General features: G+C 41.4%; 14 protein-coding genes, 2 pseudogenes and 1 riboswitch. Of the genes and pseudogenes, 12 read left to right on the top strand and 4 right to left on the bottom strand.

Features of this window, described 5'->3' with window-relative positions; genetic code table 11:
- Nucleotides 1-317: 317 nt before the first annotated feature.
- The 5 genes from G596_RS23025 (at nucleotide 318) to G596_RS0119165 (ending at nucleotide 5,265) form a co-directional block, all read left to right on the top strand.
- The gene (locus G596_RS23025; RefSeq protein WP_022763428.1) at nucleotides 318-1,265 is read left to right on the top strand and encodes a ketopantoate reductase family protein; all 948 of its coding nucleotides are present in this window, start codon (nucleotides 318-320) and stop codon (nucleotides 1,263-1,265) included.
- Nucleotides 1,266-1,467: 202 nt separating this feature from the next.
- Entirely contained in the window at nucleotides 1,468-2,235 is a 768-nt protein-coding gene (locus tag G596_RS0119180) for an alpha/beta fold hydrolase (protein WP_022763427.1), read from the top strand.
- 11 nt (nucleotides 2,236-2,246) lie between these two features.
- Nucleotides 2,247-3,107, top strand: a complete 861-nt coding sequence (locus G596_RS0119175; RefSeq protein ID WP_022763426.1) for a fumarylacetoacetate hydrolase family protein — start codon at nucleotides 2,247-2,249, stop codon at nucleotides 3,105-3,107.
- Between the two features lie 181 nt (nucleotides 3,108-3,288).
- Nucleotides 3,289-4,446 (top strand): MFS transporter, encoded by a 1,158-nt coding sequence (locus G596_RS0119170; RefSeq protein ID WP_022763425.1) that lies wholly within the window; start codon nucleotides 3,289-3,291, stop codon nucleotides 4,444-4,446.
- 30 nt (nucleotides 4,447-4,476) lie between these two features.
- On the top strand, nucleotides 4,477-5,265 hold the full coding sequence (locus tag G596_RS0119165) for a helix-turn-helix domain-containing protein (protein ID WP_022763424.1): 789 nt from the start codon (nucleotides 4,477-4,479) through the stop codon (nucleotides 5,263-5,265).
- Here G596_RS0119165 and G596_RS0119160 read toward each other — a convergent pair.
- Nucleotides 5,257-5,916 carry a Crp/Fnr family transcriptional regulator gene (locus G596_RS0119160; RefSeq protein ID WP_022763423.1) on the bottom strand — a complete coding sequence of 220 codons (660 nt, stop codon included), beginning with the start codon at nucleotides 5,914-5,916 and terminating at the stop codon, nucleotides 5,257-5,259. The two genes, G596_RS0119165 and G596_RS0119160, sit on opposite strands and share 9 nt — an antisense overlap.
- A 104-nt stretch (nucleotides 5,917-6,020) precedes the next feature.
- On the opposite strand from G596_RS0119160, the gene G596_RS0119155 reads away from it, so the two are divergent.
- The 5 genes from G596_RS0119155 to G596_RS0119135 all read left to right on the top strand — a co-directional run bounded on the left by G596_RS0119155 (nucleotide 6,021) and on the right by G596_RS0119135 (nucleotide 12,207).
- The gene (locus tag G596_RS0119155; RefSeq protein WP_022763422.1) at nucleotides 6,021-6,734 is read left to right on the top strand and encodes an ATP-binding protein; all 714 of its coding nucleotides are present in this window, start codon (nucleotides 6,021-6,023) and stop codon (nucleotides 6,732-6,734) included.
- A gap of 82 nt (nucleotides 6,735-6,816) precedes the next feature.
- Entirely contained in the window at nucleotides 6,817-7,764 is a 948-nt protein-coding gene (locus tag G596_RS0119150; RefSeq protein WP_026671428.1) for an L-lactate dehydrogenase, read from the top strand.
- A 297-nt stretch (nucleotides 7,765-8,061) separates the two neighbouring features.
- Nucleotides 8,062-8,661, top strand: a complete 600-nt coding sequence (locus G596_RS0119145) for a TetR/AcrR family transcriptional regulator (RefSeq protein WP_022763421.1) — start codon at nucleotides 8,062-8,064, stop codon at nucleotides 8,659-8,661.
- Between the two features lie 32 nt (nucleotides 8,662-8,693).
- Nucleotides 8,694-10,478, top strand: coding sequence for an ABC transporter ATP-binding protein (locus G596_RS0119140; protein ID WP_022763420.1), 1,785 nt, complete (start codon nucleotides 8,694-8,696; stop codon nucleotides 10,476-10,478).
- The gene (locus G596_RS0119135; RefSeq protein ID WP_022763419.1) at nucleotides 10,471-12,207 is read left to right on the top strand and encodes an ABC transporter ATP-binding protein; all 1,737 of its coding nucleotides are present in this window, start codon (nucleotides 10,471-10,473) and stop codon (nucleotides 12,205-12,207) included. Before G596_RS0119140 ends, G596_RS0119135 begins: the two co-directional genes overlap by 8 nt.
- Before the next feature lie 186 nt (nucleotides 12,208-12,393).
- Here G596_RS0119135 and G596_RS0119125 read toward each other — a convergent pair whose 3' ends face one another.
- From G596_RS0119125 to G596_RS26025, 3 genes and pseudogenes are all read right to left on the bottom strand, one after another.
- Complete coding sequence (locus G596_RS0119125; protein WP_022763417.1) at nucleotides 12,394-12,738, bottom strand: hypothetical protein; 345 nt, start codon at nucleotides 12,736-12,738, stop codon at nucleotides 12,394-12,396.
- Nucleotides 12,728-14,560: a M56 family metallopeptidase gene (locus G596_RS24215; RefSeq protein WP_022763416.1), complete on the bottom strand. Its 1,833-nt coding sequence runs from the start codon at nucleotides 14,558-14,560 to the stop codon at nucleotides 12,728-12,730. Before G596_RS24215 ends, G596_RS0119125 begins: the two co-directional genes overlap by 11 nt.
- Nucleotides 14,561-14,659: 99 nt before the next feature.
- Nucleotides 14,660-14,776 (bottom strand): annotated as a pseudogene (locus G596_RS26025) (BlaI/MecI/CopY family transcriptional regulator); the annotation flags it as partial.
- Between the two features lie 293 nt (nucleotides 14,777-15,069).
- Here G596_RS26025 and G596_RS0119115 point away from each other — a divergent pair.
- Both G596_RS0119115 and G596_RS0119110 read left to right on the top strand, forming a co-directional pair.
- Nucleotides 15,070-16,059 carry a guanosine polyphosphate synthetase/pyrophosphohydrolase gene (locus G596_RS0119115; RefSeq protein ID WP_022763415.1) on the top strand — a complete coding sequence of 330 codons (990 nt, stop codon included), beginning with the start codon at nucleotides 15,070-15,072 and terminating at the stop codon, nucleotides 16,057-16,059.
- Nucleotides 16,060-16,106: 47 nt separating this feature from the next.
- Nucleotides 16,107-16,211: riboswitch (TPP riboswitch) on the top strand.
- A 235-nt stretch (nucleotides 16,212-16,446) separates the two neighbouring features.
- Nucleotides 16,447-16,665: pseudogene (locus G596_RS0119110) on the top strand (IS110 family transposase); the annotation flags it as partial.

Here is a 16,665-nt window from a genome sequence, read left to right as displayed (position 1 = left end):
CAGCAATCATGTTTGTACTTGGAAATATCAATTCCTGCAAAGTACATAGACATTAGATAAAACCTCCTGATTATTATAGTTGGCACTGTTGTCTACCACAGAGAAATCGACTGTGTAATCACGTAAATCTAAACGTCAAGCGTTAACAAACTAATTACCAGTATTAGACGAAAAGCTGTGGTCTGAGTCACCTCGTACCAGTCAAAGCTGTAATGAAATAGCAACAGATCCACAGTGCCTAAATAAATATATCAGAAAAGGATTAGAAATAGCCCAGAGAACCTGGGAGAAAGGAATAATCCAATCACTTTTCTAACATGATTGGATTATACGAGAATGAAATGAGAATACTTGTATATGGTGCAGGAGTACTAGGGGGGAACCTTGCGAACAGCCTATTCAGGCAGGGTAAAGAGGTAACACTCCTTGCTCGCGGCAAATGGTATGAAGAGATAAAACGAAATGGTCTCAGTATACATCACTATTTTGGCAGGAAGACCAATGTGAAGATACCTGTGATCAATGAACTGAAATCAGATGATATATACGACGTTATTTTTGTAGTGGTCAGATATACCCAGGTGGACAGTGTTGTTGAGGATCTAAATAACAATGGCTCCAAGAACATAGTATTTGTTGGGAACAATCTCAAGACAGACGAACTCACAAAAGCACTATCGGAGAAGTCAGTTCTTTTTGCATTTGCAATGTCTGCAGGTCACAGGGAAAAGAGCTATATCAGATCTGTAACACTGAATAAGATAACCGTAGGTAATTTAAAAGGAAATCCATCGGGGGAGGCTTTTATAAGAAATGTCTTTTCCGGAACAAACTTCAAAGTCGTTTATGAACCTAACATGACAGATTGGCTTCTGTGTCATGCGGCATCAGTTATTCCAATAGCATTTGCCTGCTATTATGCGAACGGAGACATTAAAAAACTTAAGCGTGACAAAGCCTACATCAACAGGATCATGGACGCAACTATCGCGGCCTACGCAATATTGGAAGACAACGGGCATGAAATAATGCCTGATTCAGATAAAGACTTCAGAAATCCCAAGTTCAAGAAGAAATATATCCCGTTTTATCAGTTCATTTTCGCAACAAAACTTGGCAAACTCTGCACTTCAGATCATGCCATGAATGCAATCGATGAGATGAGTGCACTCAACAGAGATTTCAAGGAATACATTGAAGAATATGGCGATATTCCTCAAGCGTGGATAGACTTTGAAAAGGATACAAACGGATATCTGATATAAAACAGGGAGGATGAGTAGTTTATGTCAGTTAAGATATAAAGGGTGTGGGGCAAGGAGGCCTTGCTCCGTTTAATCCGGGGAAGTTTGTGAAGGGGATTGAGAGAGCCAGCTCTTGAAGTTATTGATTATCTTCCCGGCAACATCAGCGTTTGCAGCCTGGATATGTTCATTATTTTGAGAAATTGATTAGGAGGAGAGATAAATGCAATTTGAAGAGATGGGGAATATGTCAGGAAAGACATTAATGTTACTGCCTGGAACATGCTGCGATTGGCAGACAAACTTTGGAACGGTAATCGATAGCTTATCTGAAAAGTATCATCTTATATGTGTGAATTATGATGGTTTTGATGGAAGTGATGATATCTTTCCTGATATGATAACAGTGACTGAGAAAATTGAGAAATATATCATTGAGAAACATAATGGCAGGCTTGATGGAGCTATTGGATCTTCTCTTGGTTCCAGTTTTGTGGGGCAGCTTGTGATGCGAAAGAACGTGCATATAGACCATGCTATCTTTGGTAGCCCAGACCTTGATCAGAGTGGCCCGATATCAGCTAAACTCCAGTCTATGCTTGTAGTGCCGCTTCTAACAAGCTTTACAGGCAGTGAGAAGAAACGATATAAATCAAAAGAAAAGCTAAAGAAGATATTCGAAATGGATGATGAAAATGCCGAGAAATTCATGAACTGCTTTTCCAAGTTCAATCCCGAGTCCATTAAGAATGAGTATTACACTGACCTCCTGACACATCTTGAGGATGATATCAATGTAGAGCATACAAGAGCTCATTTTATCTATGCAAACAAGATGGGGGAGAAGTACTTAAAACGTTATAAGAAGTATTTCCATAATCCGGATATCAGGGAATTCAACATGCAGCATGAACAGTGGCTGTTTGGCGGTAAAGAATACGCAGAGCCTGTGCTTAAGACAATAGATGAATTTATGGAAATGACAGTTTAAGGGAGACAGCAATGAGATTATATACAGTTGAAGTAAATAGTAACGAATACGTAGCGGTAGAAAACAAGGATAAAAAGCTTGTTACACTTGATTCCATGGGGATTAAGATTTCAGATATCAATGAGCTTATTAAGAGATTTGATAAGCTTAGAGGAGAGATTGATAAAAATATCAGCATCGGTAGAGAATTAGAAAATTATAGGGTTTTGGCACCTATTCCTGTTCCACAGCAGGATATCATATGCCTTGGGGTAAATTATAAGGAACATATTGATGAAACTGTGGATGTAGTGGATTTTACAAAGAAACAGGATTCGGTTTATTTTTCTAAGCGTGTTAACAGATGTAATGATCCCGATGGAACTATTCCTGTCTATGATTTTGTAGATAGTCTGGACTATGAAGTAGAGCTTGGAGTTATTCTGAAAATAGATGCTTTTCAAATATCAACAGAAGAGGCGGCTGATTACATTTTTGGTTATACCATAATCAATGATGTAAGTGCCAGAAATATACAGCTAAAGCATCAACAGTGGTATAGAGGAAAAAGCCTTGATGGTTACACGCCAATGGGACCTTGCATTGTTACTGCAGATGAAATTGGCGATGCCCATAATCTTAGTATTGAATGCTTTGTTAATGATGAAAAAAGACAGAGCAGTAATACGGCATGTATGATCACGACAGTGGAAGAAGCAATTTCAGAATTGTCCCAGGGAATGACGCTAAAAGCAGGAACTGTCATTGCAACAGGAACTCCCGGCGGAGTTGGGATGGGATTCAATCCTCCTAAGTTTTTGCAGCAGGGAGATATAGTAAAATGCTGCATTGAAAAAATAGGGGAGTTAGTAAGTAAAGTAGATAAGCTCTGAAAAAAGGGTTTTATGTTTGGCCCTGCAAGGTTCTTCGTGAGATAGACGATAAGGACTACGAGTACTACTATAGAGACAGAAAGATAGAAAAAGATGACCTCGAGGAAGAGGCAAAGCTCAGAGAAAATCAGGATTTTGAGCATATAAAATATTGAGATAACAGATTTGGAGTATTAACTATATGGCATCACTTTTACTGGCAGTAATTTACCTAATTTTCATAAGCCTCGGGCTTCCGGATTCGCTCTTGGGTTCCGGATGGCCTGTAATGCAGGGAGCATTTGGTGTTCCCTCGTCATATGCGGGATATGTGTCGATGACGATATCCTTTATGACTATTATTTCAGCACTTTTTAGTCCCAAGATTATAAAGAGATTTCATACGAAGTGGATTGTGATTTTTTCTATATTGCTGACAGTTTTTGGACTTTTGGGATTTTCGGTTTCAAGGCATTACTATATGCTGTTTTTGTTTGCAATCCCCTATGGCCTTGGTGCAGGCGCAATAGACGCTTCTGTAAATCATTATGTTGCTAATAATTTTTCCGGATCGGTGATGAATTTCCTTCATTGCTTCTATGGAGTGGGAGCGGTTATCAGCCCTTCCATCATGGCGCTTGCACTTAAATATGCCAGATGGAATGAGGGATACAGATGGACTGCTTTTGTTCAGATTGGAATACTTCTTGTATGTATTTTGTCCCTGCCTCTCTGGAAAAAGAATGAGTCCGAAAGTGACGAAGAAGAAATCAAAAATAGTGCCGGGATAAGAGAAACATTAACAGTTCCGGGAGTGGTTCTGACATTGATTGCGTTCTTTGCATATTGCTCAGGCGAGGCAACATGTTTTCTTTGGACACCAAGCTATTTTGCAGGAACAAGAGCAGGACTATCAAAGGAGCTGGTAGCATCTTTTGGATCGTTGATTTTTGGTGGGCTTATGCTTGGAAGGCTTATATCAGGCTTTATTTCAAATAAGCTGGGAGACAGGCTTCTTATAAGAATTGGGATAATAGTAGAACTTATCGGAATATTACTAGTCCTTATGCCGACATCGGGGTATTTGATTGCAGCTGTCGGTTTCGTAGTTATCGGAACAGGAATGGGACCGGTTTATCCTGCTATCCAGCACATGGCACCGACGAACTTCGGAAAAAGATACAGCGCAGCGGCAATAGGCCTTCAGATGGCTTCTGCGTACGTTGGAAGTACTTTTATGCCTATGGTATTCGGCCATCTGCAGCAGCTCATGGGCATATGGATCATGCCTTTTTACCTGCTTTTGTTTGCAGCATTGAATATAGGAATGCTTGAGACGGCATATAGGAAGTTGAGGTGAGCCTGATTGCAGGTGCAAATGAGGTCTTATATGGGAAGAAATGAAGATAAGCTTCAGAATGAAAATGTATTCAGTAAAATGGATAGTTCCCTTTCACAATATTTATTTGAAAATAGGGAAAACAGGGTGGTACATCCTTCGCTTAATGAGGAAATGGCGGATTTCAGACCGGTCAGAGATGGCGATATAAAAACTGTAAAAAAGAATCTGATAAAGCATCGAAGCAGAGGTTTCCCCAAACTGTCAGAATCTCCGGTGTTGCAGAGAAAATACCTTTTTGTGTCAAGCATTACAAGTTGCTGCAGGTTCTGTATAGAGGCAGGAATGCCGGCAGATGAATCATATGGATTATCTGATCTTTATATTCTGAAAATGGATAAATGCCAGACTGTTGATGAGGTGACAGAGGTTTATGAGGAGATGATGCTCGATTATACCAGGAGGATGCATGCACTCAAGGCAAAAAGTGTGCAGCTTTCCCCGAAGGTCATAGCATGTATGAATTACATCGATAATCATCTTCATGATCGTATAACGGTTCAGGATCTCGCGGATGAGGTGGAGATGAATGCTTCATGGCTATCAACAGTTTTTAAGCGTGAAGTCGGAGTATCGGTATCCGAATACATCAGGTCAAAGAAGTTAAATGCAGCAAAACATCTGCTGACATTTAATGAGTATTCATGTACGGATATTGCTGAGTATCTGGGATTTGCCAATGAGAGTCATTTTTCCACTCTTTTTACAAAAGAGGAAGGGATGTCACCAAAGGAATATAGAAGAGAACATTTCCAAAAACATTTTTCTGAATTAAGGTGACTCAAGAAGTTTGAAATGACTCTTCCTATATTCTATAATTCCTTCGTCCTTCATGTGTGATAGTTCTTTTGACATGTTGGTTCGTTCAAGGTTCAGGTAATCGGCCAGCTGTTGCCTGTTGAAGGGAATGTCAAACTCTCTGGTGCCGGTCTGGAGCGAGGTTGCGTTAAGGTATGACAGGAGACGTCCGCGGCAGCTTTTCGGAGAAGTATGAAAGCTGCGTCCGGAGAGGACAAGGTTTTTCTGAGATGAGATAATAAGGATATTTTTAAGGAGCTTTTCCTTCCAGGGAGAGCTCTTTTTTGTGTCCTCAAGAAGATTTTTAATATTGCAAAAGAGAATGCTGCAGTCCTCATTTGCTCTGACGTCTACAAGAAGTACCTCACCAAGAAGAGCATAGGTTTCAGCAAAGTACTGATTTTGCCCAACATGGCTTAAGACAGTGCAGTTGCCCCAGACGTCGTTACTTTCGATAGTAACACTGCCTGAGAGTACCATGCCTATCTTTGAGGTGCGCTCTCCGGCGTAGAGAATCACATCATCTTTTTTATATTTCTTTTCATTAGCATCAAGAGAAGCAAGGCATGAAGACAGCTCTTTTGCCGTCATGCCCAGAAAAAGTCTGCTTTTTTCTATTCCTTCATAGTTCATAAAAATCACCTCAAATGTGGCTCAAACAACATACTTGTTATGAACAGTATATTATACTGACACCATCGGAACAAGAAATAAGTATGAAACAGAGAGGTTTAACGATGGTAAGAAAGATAATTAAGATTGATGAAGAAAAATGTAACGGCTGTGGCATCTGCGCTAATGCATGCCACGAAGGTGCCATTGATATTGTAAACGGAAAGGCAAAGCTTGTAAGAGAGAATTTCTGCGATGGCTTTGGAGACTGTCTGCCGGGATGTCCAATGGGAGCAATCTCTTTTGAAGAGAGGGAGGCCCCTGCTTATGATGAGGCAGCAGTAAAGGCAGCACAGGAGAAGAAAGGATTGGAAGGACATGGTTGTCCCGGCTCAAGATTTATGACGCTTAAGAGCAGCGCGCAGGAGAACAGTAATCCCGGAAAGGATTTGATCTCAGGGATGAGCTCACATCCTTCAAGATTGCTGCAGTGGCCTTGTCAGATTAAACTCCTGCCGACGCAGGCTGATTTTTATAATGGTGCAAAACTCCTTATTGCAGCTGACTGCACAGCATATGCTTATGCAAATATGCATGAGGAATTCATGAAGGGTAAGGTTACAATGATCGGATGTCCCAAGCTTGACGAAGGTGATTACACAGAGAAGCTTACAGAGATAATTTCAAACAACGATATTACCGGTGTGACTATCGTAAGGATGGAAGTACCCTGCTGCGGCGGGCTCCAGAGAGCTGCAGAGAATGCTATAAGAAACAGTGGAAAGTTCCTCCCCTGGCAGGTTGTGACAATATCTCGTAACGGAGAGGTAATTGATTAAATTTCCCAACAAGCAGAAAATCCGTGGGCTTATGACAGGAGCGAGTATATACTGAAAGCAGTGAAAAATAAGGAGGTACATGATGGCAGCATTAAACGAAAGAAAAGTAGCGGTTGTAGGTTGTGGATTTGTCGGTTCAGCATCGGCATTTGCCCTTATGGAGAGTGGGCTCTTTTCAGAGATGGTGCTGATCGATGTGAATAGAGAGAAGGCCGAGGGTGAGGCCCTTGATATCAGTCATGGACTTCCTTTTGCAAAACCAATGCAGATATATGCAGGAGATTATAAGGATGCCGGAGATGCTGCAGTTGTGGTTGTAACTGCCGGAGCCGGACAGAAGCCCGGTGAGACCAGGCTTGATCTTGTGAAAAAGAATGTTGGCATCTTTAAGTCAATTATCCCTGAGATTGCTAAATACAACAAAGATGGGATTCTCCTTATCGTGGCTAATCCGGTTGATATTCTTACATATGCCGCTGCCAAGCTGAGCGGCTTCCCTGAGAACAGAGTCTTTGGTTCGGGAACAGTTCTTGATACTGCCAGGTTCAAATATCTTCTTGGAGAGCATTTGAGTGTAGACAGTCGTTCAGTACATGCATTTATCATAGGTGAGCATGGAGATAGTGAGATAGCGGCATGGAGCAGTGCTAATGTTTCTGGTATCCCAATCCATGACTTCTGCGAGATGAGAGGCCATTTCGAGCATGAAAAAGCCATGAAAGAAATTGCAGAGAATGTAAAGAACAGTGCTTATGAGATTATCGAAAAGAAGGGGGCTACATATTACGGAATTGCCATGAGTGTAAGGCGTATCTGCGAAGCTATCATCCGTGATGAGAAATCTATTCTTCCGATTTCCAGCATTCAGCATGGAGATAACGGGATCGATGGTGTCGCTCTTAGTATGCCTGCCATTGTCGGAAGAAGCGGAGTTGAAGGCGCTGTGCCCATAAGGCTCAGTGATCAGGAAAAAGAGGCACTGGGGAAATCCTCTGAGACGCTGAAAGCTGTTATTAACGAATCGCTTTGAGTACGATCTATGATATCGACGATAATATGACACACCAATCGGCGAAAACGGAGCTAAGCTTTCCGGTGGAGAGAGACAGCGTATGGCTCAGCTTCAGAGCGACAGTGCCGGTTGGAGTATTGCGTAAACCATTAACAATTTACTATTTTGGGGGTGTTCAGAAAAGAACACCCTCTTTATTTATTGAGAAATCTTATCACATTAAAATCCCGTAATACCGTTGACTGCTGCATGAATAGCTAATAGAATGTTAGTTGTGACTAACCGGTTAACAGCGTTAACATCATTAAGGAAAATATGGATACAAAATCAGAAATCATTACTATTGCAAAAGCAGAGTTCATGGAAATGGGTTTTCAAGAAGCCTCCATGAGGAAAATTGCATCAAAAGTGGGAATAACCGCAACCGCCTTATATCGGCACTACGCTAACAAGGAAGAAATATTTGATGCGATTGTTGAACCTGCGGTAAGCGCCTGGGATGCGATGTGCAAAACCGAAGAGATAAGGCAGACCGGTACTGCAAGGGAACATGGACTCGATGCCATGTGGCAGGATACTGAGCAGTCAAGGTTTATCGTGGATATGATCTACAAAGACTTCGACGCCCAAAAGCTTCTTTTCTGCAGGAGTAAAGGAACAAAATACGAGAATTATATGCATGAGGTAGTTACAAAGATTCAGGTGGCTACGCTTTCGTTCATGAAGGAACTTGAAGAGAGAGGAGTGCATATTAATCAGGTTGATGGAAAGGAAATGCATCTGCTTTTGAGTGCGCAGTATTCAGCAATGCTTGAGATGGTTGACCATGATTTTACTTATGATGAGGCAATGCACTATGCCGAAACTATAGCGTCTTTCTTCAAAGAGGGATGGAGAAAATTTCTTGGTTTTTAAGGCGCATAAAAATGCAGCAAAAAGGAGGGCTTATGAAAAAAAGAAGTACATTCTCCTGGGTCTTAGAGTTTGCCGGGAGGAAAAGGAGTTTTTACCTTGGAAGCGTGATACTCGCTATCCTTGGTGTTGCAGCATCCTTTGTTCCGTATCTTATTATTGCGGATATGGTGGGGAAGCTTTTGTCGGGTAACAGGGACTTAAGCTATTATATGAAAGCAACTCTCTTTATGGGACTCTGTTGGGTGCTGAGAGTGACATTTCACTCGGTATCCACAACTCTATCTCATGTGGCCACCTTCAACGTTCTTGGTGGCATCAGAAAACAGCTTTGCAAAAAGCTCTCTACAATTCCGCTTGGATCGGTTCTGGATGATAACAGCGGAAGCTATAAGAACATCATTGTTGAGCGTGTAGATGCGATGGAGACTACACTTGCTCATATTATTCCCGAGTTCACTTCGAATATTCTTTTACCCATAGTTATGTTTGTATATCTTTTAACCCTCGACTGGAGAGTTGGTTTATCCAATCTCATTCCTGCGATTATAGGTGTTGGATTTGCGGCTGTCATGATGGCTAAGAGTCAGGGTGAGTTCGAAGTTACGGTTCAAAAGACCAAATACCTGAATGATACAGCTGTTGAGTATATCAATGGCATTGAGGTTATTAAAGCCTTTGGAAAAACAGGCAGTTCATACGAGAAATTCGTGGTTGCAGCAAGAGATGGCGCAGACTGCTTCATTAACTGGATGAGGAAATGTATCTGGTGGCAGGCAGGAACTACTACTTTTATGCCTGCGACATTCCTTGGGGTTCTTCCTGTTGGGTTGTTTCTTGTATGGAAAGGAAGCCTTTCACCTGAAAACTTCATCACCTGTGTAATATTATCCGCCGGTCTCATAACACCGCTTATGGTAGCTTTTTCATATATGGATGACATTATGAAAATGCAGACTATTTTTGGTGAAGCTACAGAGATCTTAGAAAGAAAGGATATGGTAAGACCTTCTGTCCTTACTAAGGCTCCTAATGGTTCGGATATCGAAATAAAAGGGGTGAAGTTCTCATATAAGGATAAAGAGATACTTCATGGAATCGATATGGAGATAAAGCAGGGAGAGGTTAATGCCTTTGTAGGACCATCCGGTTCGGGAAAGAGCACTATAGCTAGACTTATCGATTCACTTTGGGATGTGGATGAAGGCACAATAACCTATGGCGGCGTAGATATAAAGGAGCTTCCGCTTGATTACTATACAAGTCAGATAGCTTATGTCGCACAGGATAACTATCTTTTTGACATGAGCATTATGGAAAACATCAGACTGGGTAAGGAAGGCGCCACAGATGAAGCGGTTATAAATGCAGCTAAAGCTTCGGGCTGTCACGATTTTATTCTAGGTCTTGAAAATGGCTATGACACTGTTGTTGGCAGTGCAGGCGGACACTTATCAGGCGGTGAGAGACAGCGAATATGCATAGCAAGAGCGATGCTGAAAAATGCACCGGTGGTTATTCTTGATGAAGCTACAGCCTATACAGATCCTGAAAACGAAGCACTGGTTCAGCAAAGCGTTGCAAAACTCGTGCAGGGTAAGACTTTGATTGTCATCGCACACAGACTTTCAACGATAAAAGATGCGGATAAGATTTTTGTAATAAATGACGGCCGGATTGAAGCATCCGGAAATCATTGTGAACTTCTTTCAAATTGCATTCTCTACAGGAAGATGTGGGAAGCACATACTATTGCCAAGGATGATGCCATGGAATCAGAGGACTTGGCGGAAGCCAGAAAGGAGGCAGCTAATGCTTGAGATGCTTAGGAAGTTTTTTGCCTTTTGCAGTCCGGAGAATAGGACAAAGTTTTATAAATCGGCAATTCTGGGTGTGCTTGATGCACTTTTGGGAGCAATGAAAATACCTGCTGCATTTTTTGCTATAAATGCAGTGGTAAACAAGGACATTAACGTAAACACTTTTGTTATTGTCATGGGATTTATGCTTGTCAGCACAATCGGAAAAATGATTGTAAACAGGTTTTCGCAAATGCTTCAGACTGAAGGCGGATATGATACCTGTGCAGGAAAAAGAATCGAGATTGGTGAGCATCTGAGATACCTTCCAATTGGATACTTTAATGATACAAGTCTCGGACACATCACTTCCGTAACAACGAATACCCTTGAACAGACAGGCGATATTGCAACACGTGCGATAATGATGGTCCTTCAGGGAAGCATTACAACTGTTGTAATCGGGATCGGAATGTTCATTTTTGATGTGAGAATAGGCATTATCTCTGTAATCGGAATACTTATTTTCTTTCTGTTCAACAAGTACACAAACTATAGTGTTGCCAGAGTTGCAGGCGAGAAGCTTGAGTCCGATAAGGACATGGTGGGAGTGGTTTTGGAGTTTATTCAGGGAATTGCCGAGATACGAAATTACAACATCATTTCTCAGAACAGTACCAGATTATCCAAAGCCATTGAAAGAAAGACTAAAGCCGATATCGGCGCAGAAATTGCAGCAATACCGGCAGTCGGGGTTCAGATGCTGATATGCAAGCTCATCGGCGTTGTAATAGCAGGATCTTCTGTTTACTTTTATTTGACAGGTACCATGGAGCTCACCTATACCATAACAATGCTTTTGTGCTCATTTATGGTATTTGAAGCTCTGGATTTGGCGGGAATATATACAGCACTTTTGAAAATCATCGGCAGGGGAGTTGATCTTGTAGATGAGATCATGTCTATCGAGCAGATGGATATAAATGGCGAAGATATTCGCCCGGCAAACAAAGACATTCATCTTGAACATGTGAGCTTTGCTTATGAAAACAGGACAATCATTGATGATGTAACTCTTGATATTAAAGAGAATACGACTACTGCTATTGTTGGACCCTCCGGCGGAGGAAAGACAACTATAACTTCTCTTATCGCAAGATTCTGGGATGTAAAGTCAGGAAAAGTGACGCTTGGCGGAAGAGACGTAAGAGATTACAGTTTTGACTCACTGATGGAGAACTTCAGCTTTGTATTCCAGAGGGTATATCTCTTTGAAGACACAATTGCCAACAACATTCGCTTTGGACGACCTGAAGCATCGATGGAAGATGTTATAGCCGCTGCTAAGAAAGCATGCTGCCACGAGTTTATCATGGGACTTCCCGATGGCTATGAGACAGTGGTTGGCGAAGGCGGTGCAACACTCTCCGGTGGTGAGAAGCAGAGAATTGCAATTGCCCGCGCGATCATGAAGGATGCACCGATAATCATCCTCGATGAGGCTACAGCAAATGTGGATCCCGAGAATGAGAAGGAACTCACTTTGGCGATTGAGAATCTGACAAAAGAAAAGACCATTATAATGATTGCTCACAGACTTAAGACAGTTAGAAATGCGGATCAGATAATTGTCATCGATAAGGGGAAAATTGTTCAGCAGGGTAAGCACGATGAGCTTATGGAACAGGAAGGAATTTACAAGAATTTTGTCAGCGGAAGGAAGCAGGCGGTCAGCTGGAAAATAGCTTGATATTAAAAAAATGAGGCGGACTGGACTATTCTCATATGGTGAAAGTCTCTGAGCTTTTGAGGAAGCTTGCTGATTCCGGACGAACAGTCCTTGTCTCAACCCATGATCCGGAACTGATAGAGCTATGCTGCGATGATGTGCTTTGTATAAAAAATGGGAAGGCTGTGAAATTGGAAAAATCACAGTTTAAACACTCATAGAACCAATGAATAAAACTACTGCTACGAGCCCTCCCCAGATATTAGCAAGGATTTCAAGGATTCCAAGGAAAAGATATTTTCTGGAGGGTTTGCTTCCGTCTTTTACTGACTTTACAGCAAAGATTGTACCTAAAACAGAAATAATCAAGCATGGTAGTGGTGCCAGAAATATGCCTATGAGACCGACCATTGCAAATATTGAATATATTGTGCCCCTGTGAGTGGGAGCCTCCAGCATACTGGCAAGTACCCAACATATGATGGTAACTACGAATACAATGATTGGTATCAGTACAAGGATCCTTGAAATGTTATGGTATTTAGAATTCATCTTCCTCTCCTAAATCATAACCACCGGTAATTACAGGAACATAGATGCCATCACTGCCCCAAGGTTGAACCATGACGTAGCTTTCATAGAAAGCACCATCAGGGAAAAGCAGATTAATGACAACTCCTTGTTCTGTCTCCTCTTGAATCTCAATCTTAACTTTTGTTTCATCATCTGAAAGGTTGAGAAGATATCTTGCAGAAGCACAGGGATCAAACAACTTACTGTAGTATCCGTTTGTATCCTGCTTTGCGATTCCGTTAAGGATTTCACCAAGGCCGTTCTTAGTGTAATTAACAGCATTGAAATCCTCAGGATGCTCGCAATAAGCTTTGTTAAAATCCTTTACTGATTCGATATTTTCGCAGAAGTTCATCTCCTCGGAGTCCACCATTACTACACCTTCTCTGTCCTTGGCAAATTCCAAAGTCTCCTGCCATACATATACGTGAGGCTCTGAATCTGCAGCATAGTAGTGTACCTCTGCCTTATTATAATCATCTGTAACGATTATTGTTTTATTGGGAATTTCCTCACTTCCAAACATACTGGGCCATGGGCTTGAATATCCAAAGGATATGGATCCATCCGCATCAAAAAACAAAAGCTCCTCGTCCATCAGATTCTGCATTGCCTTCTCATTTGAATAAGAAACAATTGCATCCGCATTCCTGTCTTCGAAGTCATTAATCCAGTTAGAAAACAGTTCATCATACGCCGCTCTTTCAGAGTAATCATCACTCTTTTCATTTCCACCAGAAGCACTTGTAAAGAAGCATCCATAGAGAGCAACGCTTACCGCGATCAACATTGTGATAAGCCAGAAGGAAGGCTTTCTATAATTGAATATCTGTTTAATTCTTGTTTTTACTCCAACCTCTCCAAAAGCAAGTGAATATGCGAGGGCATATCTTCTATGTGTACTACAATTTAAGAGTGATGTAGCATAGGACTTCTTCTCTTCAAGTGACATATTCTTTATCACGCGCTCGTCGCAGGCAAGTTCAATGTCCTTACAAAACAGTGTAAAGGAAATCCACACAAGAGGATTAAACCAGTGAATTCCAAGAAGAATAAAGCCTATAAGCTTTCTAATGTGGTCATACCTTGCAATATGCGCTCTCTCATGTAAAAGCACATTACCGACAGTCTCCTCATCAAGACCTGAAGGCAGATAAATTGCAGGCTTTATAAATCCAAGAATAAAGGGAGTATCTATAGCATCACACACGAAAACATCATCATGTGCTTTCCCTGCTGCTTTTGCACCATCCCCACACTCATTGTTCTTACCAAGTTTAATAGAAACATTTATATCTTTTTTAATTGAAATAAAGCTCACAACTGCATATAAAGCCACTGCAAAAACGCCGATAATCCATACCATCCAAAGCCATGCAAGAATTTCACTTCTTACAGACAAAACCTCCAGCGCTCCACTATTTGCGCTGGTGGCTATGATCTGTTCATTTGGCAGATAGTCATACTCTGCATCAGAAGGCACTATCATATTATCGCCACCTATAGACGCAGCTCCAACTTCAGAAGCCGGAGTGTAGTCATGATAAGTAACCTCAGGCACTTCTTCATCTTTGTTATCTCCAAGCAAAAGAGATTTTACTGCCCCATTCACATCCGGGAAAATCCCAAACTGTGATTCAACCTGAAAAGGCATGATGAGCTTTAATGCTACAATAGCCCAAAGCACACCCATAAACCACTTAGGTGCCTTCTTTAAAGGAAACCTCAAAAGAATAACTGCTATCATGAGAAATGAGGCTGTTATGCTCATCTCAAGAATTTTAATAAAAACTGTCCCCATACATTTCCCTCCAATTTTCAAGTAATCCAGGTACTGTGAAAGCACCTATTTCTGTAATTCATTTATTTTCCTGCACCATATCCCAACAAAAGCAAGCATTTAATCCTTCGCCTTATCAATGATTTCCCTAATCTCATCAAGCTCCTTTTTTGAGAGCTTCTGACGAGAAGTGAAAGCTGCAAGAAAAGCAGGTAAGGATCCCCCAAATGTTTCCTCTACAAACTCCTTGGTCTATTCTGTGTAGACTTCATATTCTGAGTTTACTCTGAATAGACCAAGTTGTCAACCTTTATTCTCTATTACCTTGAAATCTAGAGAAAGTCAGGAATCAAGGTAATCACACGCTAAAATTGCTTTATTTTATCGGGGGGATAATACAGAACTGATTTTGTCGGGCTAACACCCAACCTCAAATTATGCTAATATATATGAGTAGAGGCAAAGACGCTTTTCAAAAGATTGGCGGTCTTTGTCTTTTCTTTTTGCCTTAAGAGAAAGGGGGATGAAGGATGGTCACATTAAATGATTATCTGTATTCGGGGGATACGGTTTTAAAGATTTTGCAGAGATATCACAACGATCTTAAAGAGGATGCAATGAAAACCAAGAATGGCGTGGATATAATACATTGCAATTTTCTTCTTCAGTTGACGGAGCTCCTGGAACACAATGATTTCCTGACTTCGCAGTCTCAGCGACTTCGCGAATTCTACAAATACATGTCCAATGAATATCCGTTTCTTGCTTTCGCATTTAAGGGGAGGATCAAGTCCCTGATAAGGGCAGAGGAGAAGTTCAATGGAAATATCGTTGAGCATGTCTATGATTACTATGGGAAAAATCATGCCTTTCCAAGTGTCACGGAACTGAAGCAGGAAATGGGACCCATAAGGGATCTGATCGCATACCGCATAGTTATTTCCATGCCCGCATGCCACTTGAAGGACGGGGAAAACCGCGATGAGATAGAACTGAAATATCTGTATAAAATTGCAAATGAACTGCCGGGATTTCTCGAGGAGATGGGCTTTTCTGCTGAGATATACGGGATCCCTGGCAAGGACCCTTCTGATATGATCACAGAAACTCTCAGGCCGTACTATAGAGATTACATTAAAAACCCCAGTCCATACGGATATCGTTCACTTCACATAACTTTTTATGATAATCAATCCAGATCGTATCTTGAGGTACAGATTCGAACCAAGCAGATGGATGACTATGCGGAGATAGGTCCGGCGCACCATCTGGGATATGAAAAAAGACAGGATGAAGAGAGAAGCCGCAGGGATACTGTGCCTTCAGGAGAATGTACGTACTTTGATGAAGCATATGAGAGGGGAATGCTTTTGCAGGGGCTTGATCTGTCTAAACTTGATGTGAATATGTTTGGCGCCGTGAACAATCAGCTTGTGAATGACGGATGCGGACTCTATCGCGGGAGATTGATTTTGCCCTATGAGCATCTTTCGAGATTCCAGAATGATATTATTGATTAAAAACTATTGCGCGTAATTGAATTTTGTTGTATAAAAAATAGGAAAAATTAAACAGACGGGAGCTTGTAGTACAGGCTGAGAGGAAGGTGTGACTTTCGACCGAGAACCTGATTTGGATAATGCCAACGTAGGGATGCCTGATATTATGGGAAGAACGTATGCGGAAGCAATCTGAACGGTTGCTTCCTTTTTTGTTGAAAAAATGGGCACCGTTTTCCGGTTTGTGGTTGAATGCCGTGGGGAGTCTCTTTGCAAGCCGTCTGGGATAGGAGCATTCCTGTAATTCAGAAATAACGCCAATTGAATAAAAAGAAACCTCTAAGTAAGATAAAGGTGTTCATCTTGGCGGATGAAAAAACATCTTATGCTAACCGGAGGTTTCTCAAAATGAATTTTACACAGAATGACAGACTTAAGCAAGTAACTGCAGATACACTGATTGTTGGGGTTGATGTTGGATCACAGACACATTTCTGTAGAGCGTTTGACTGGAGGGGATTTGAGCTATCCAGAAGAGTGTTTAAGTTTAGTAACGACCGAATGGGATTCCTTACATTCCTTCGATGGATTGAGGAACTCATGAATAAGACCGATATGAAGAAGGTC

The sequence above is a fragment of the Butyrivibrio sp. AD3002 genome, assembly GCF_000420905.1.
Classification (GTDB): Bacteria; Bacillota; Clostridia; order Lachnospirales; family Lachnospiraceae; genus Butyrivibrio.
This window is presented reverse-complemented; position numbering and strand designations above follow the sequence as displayed.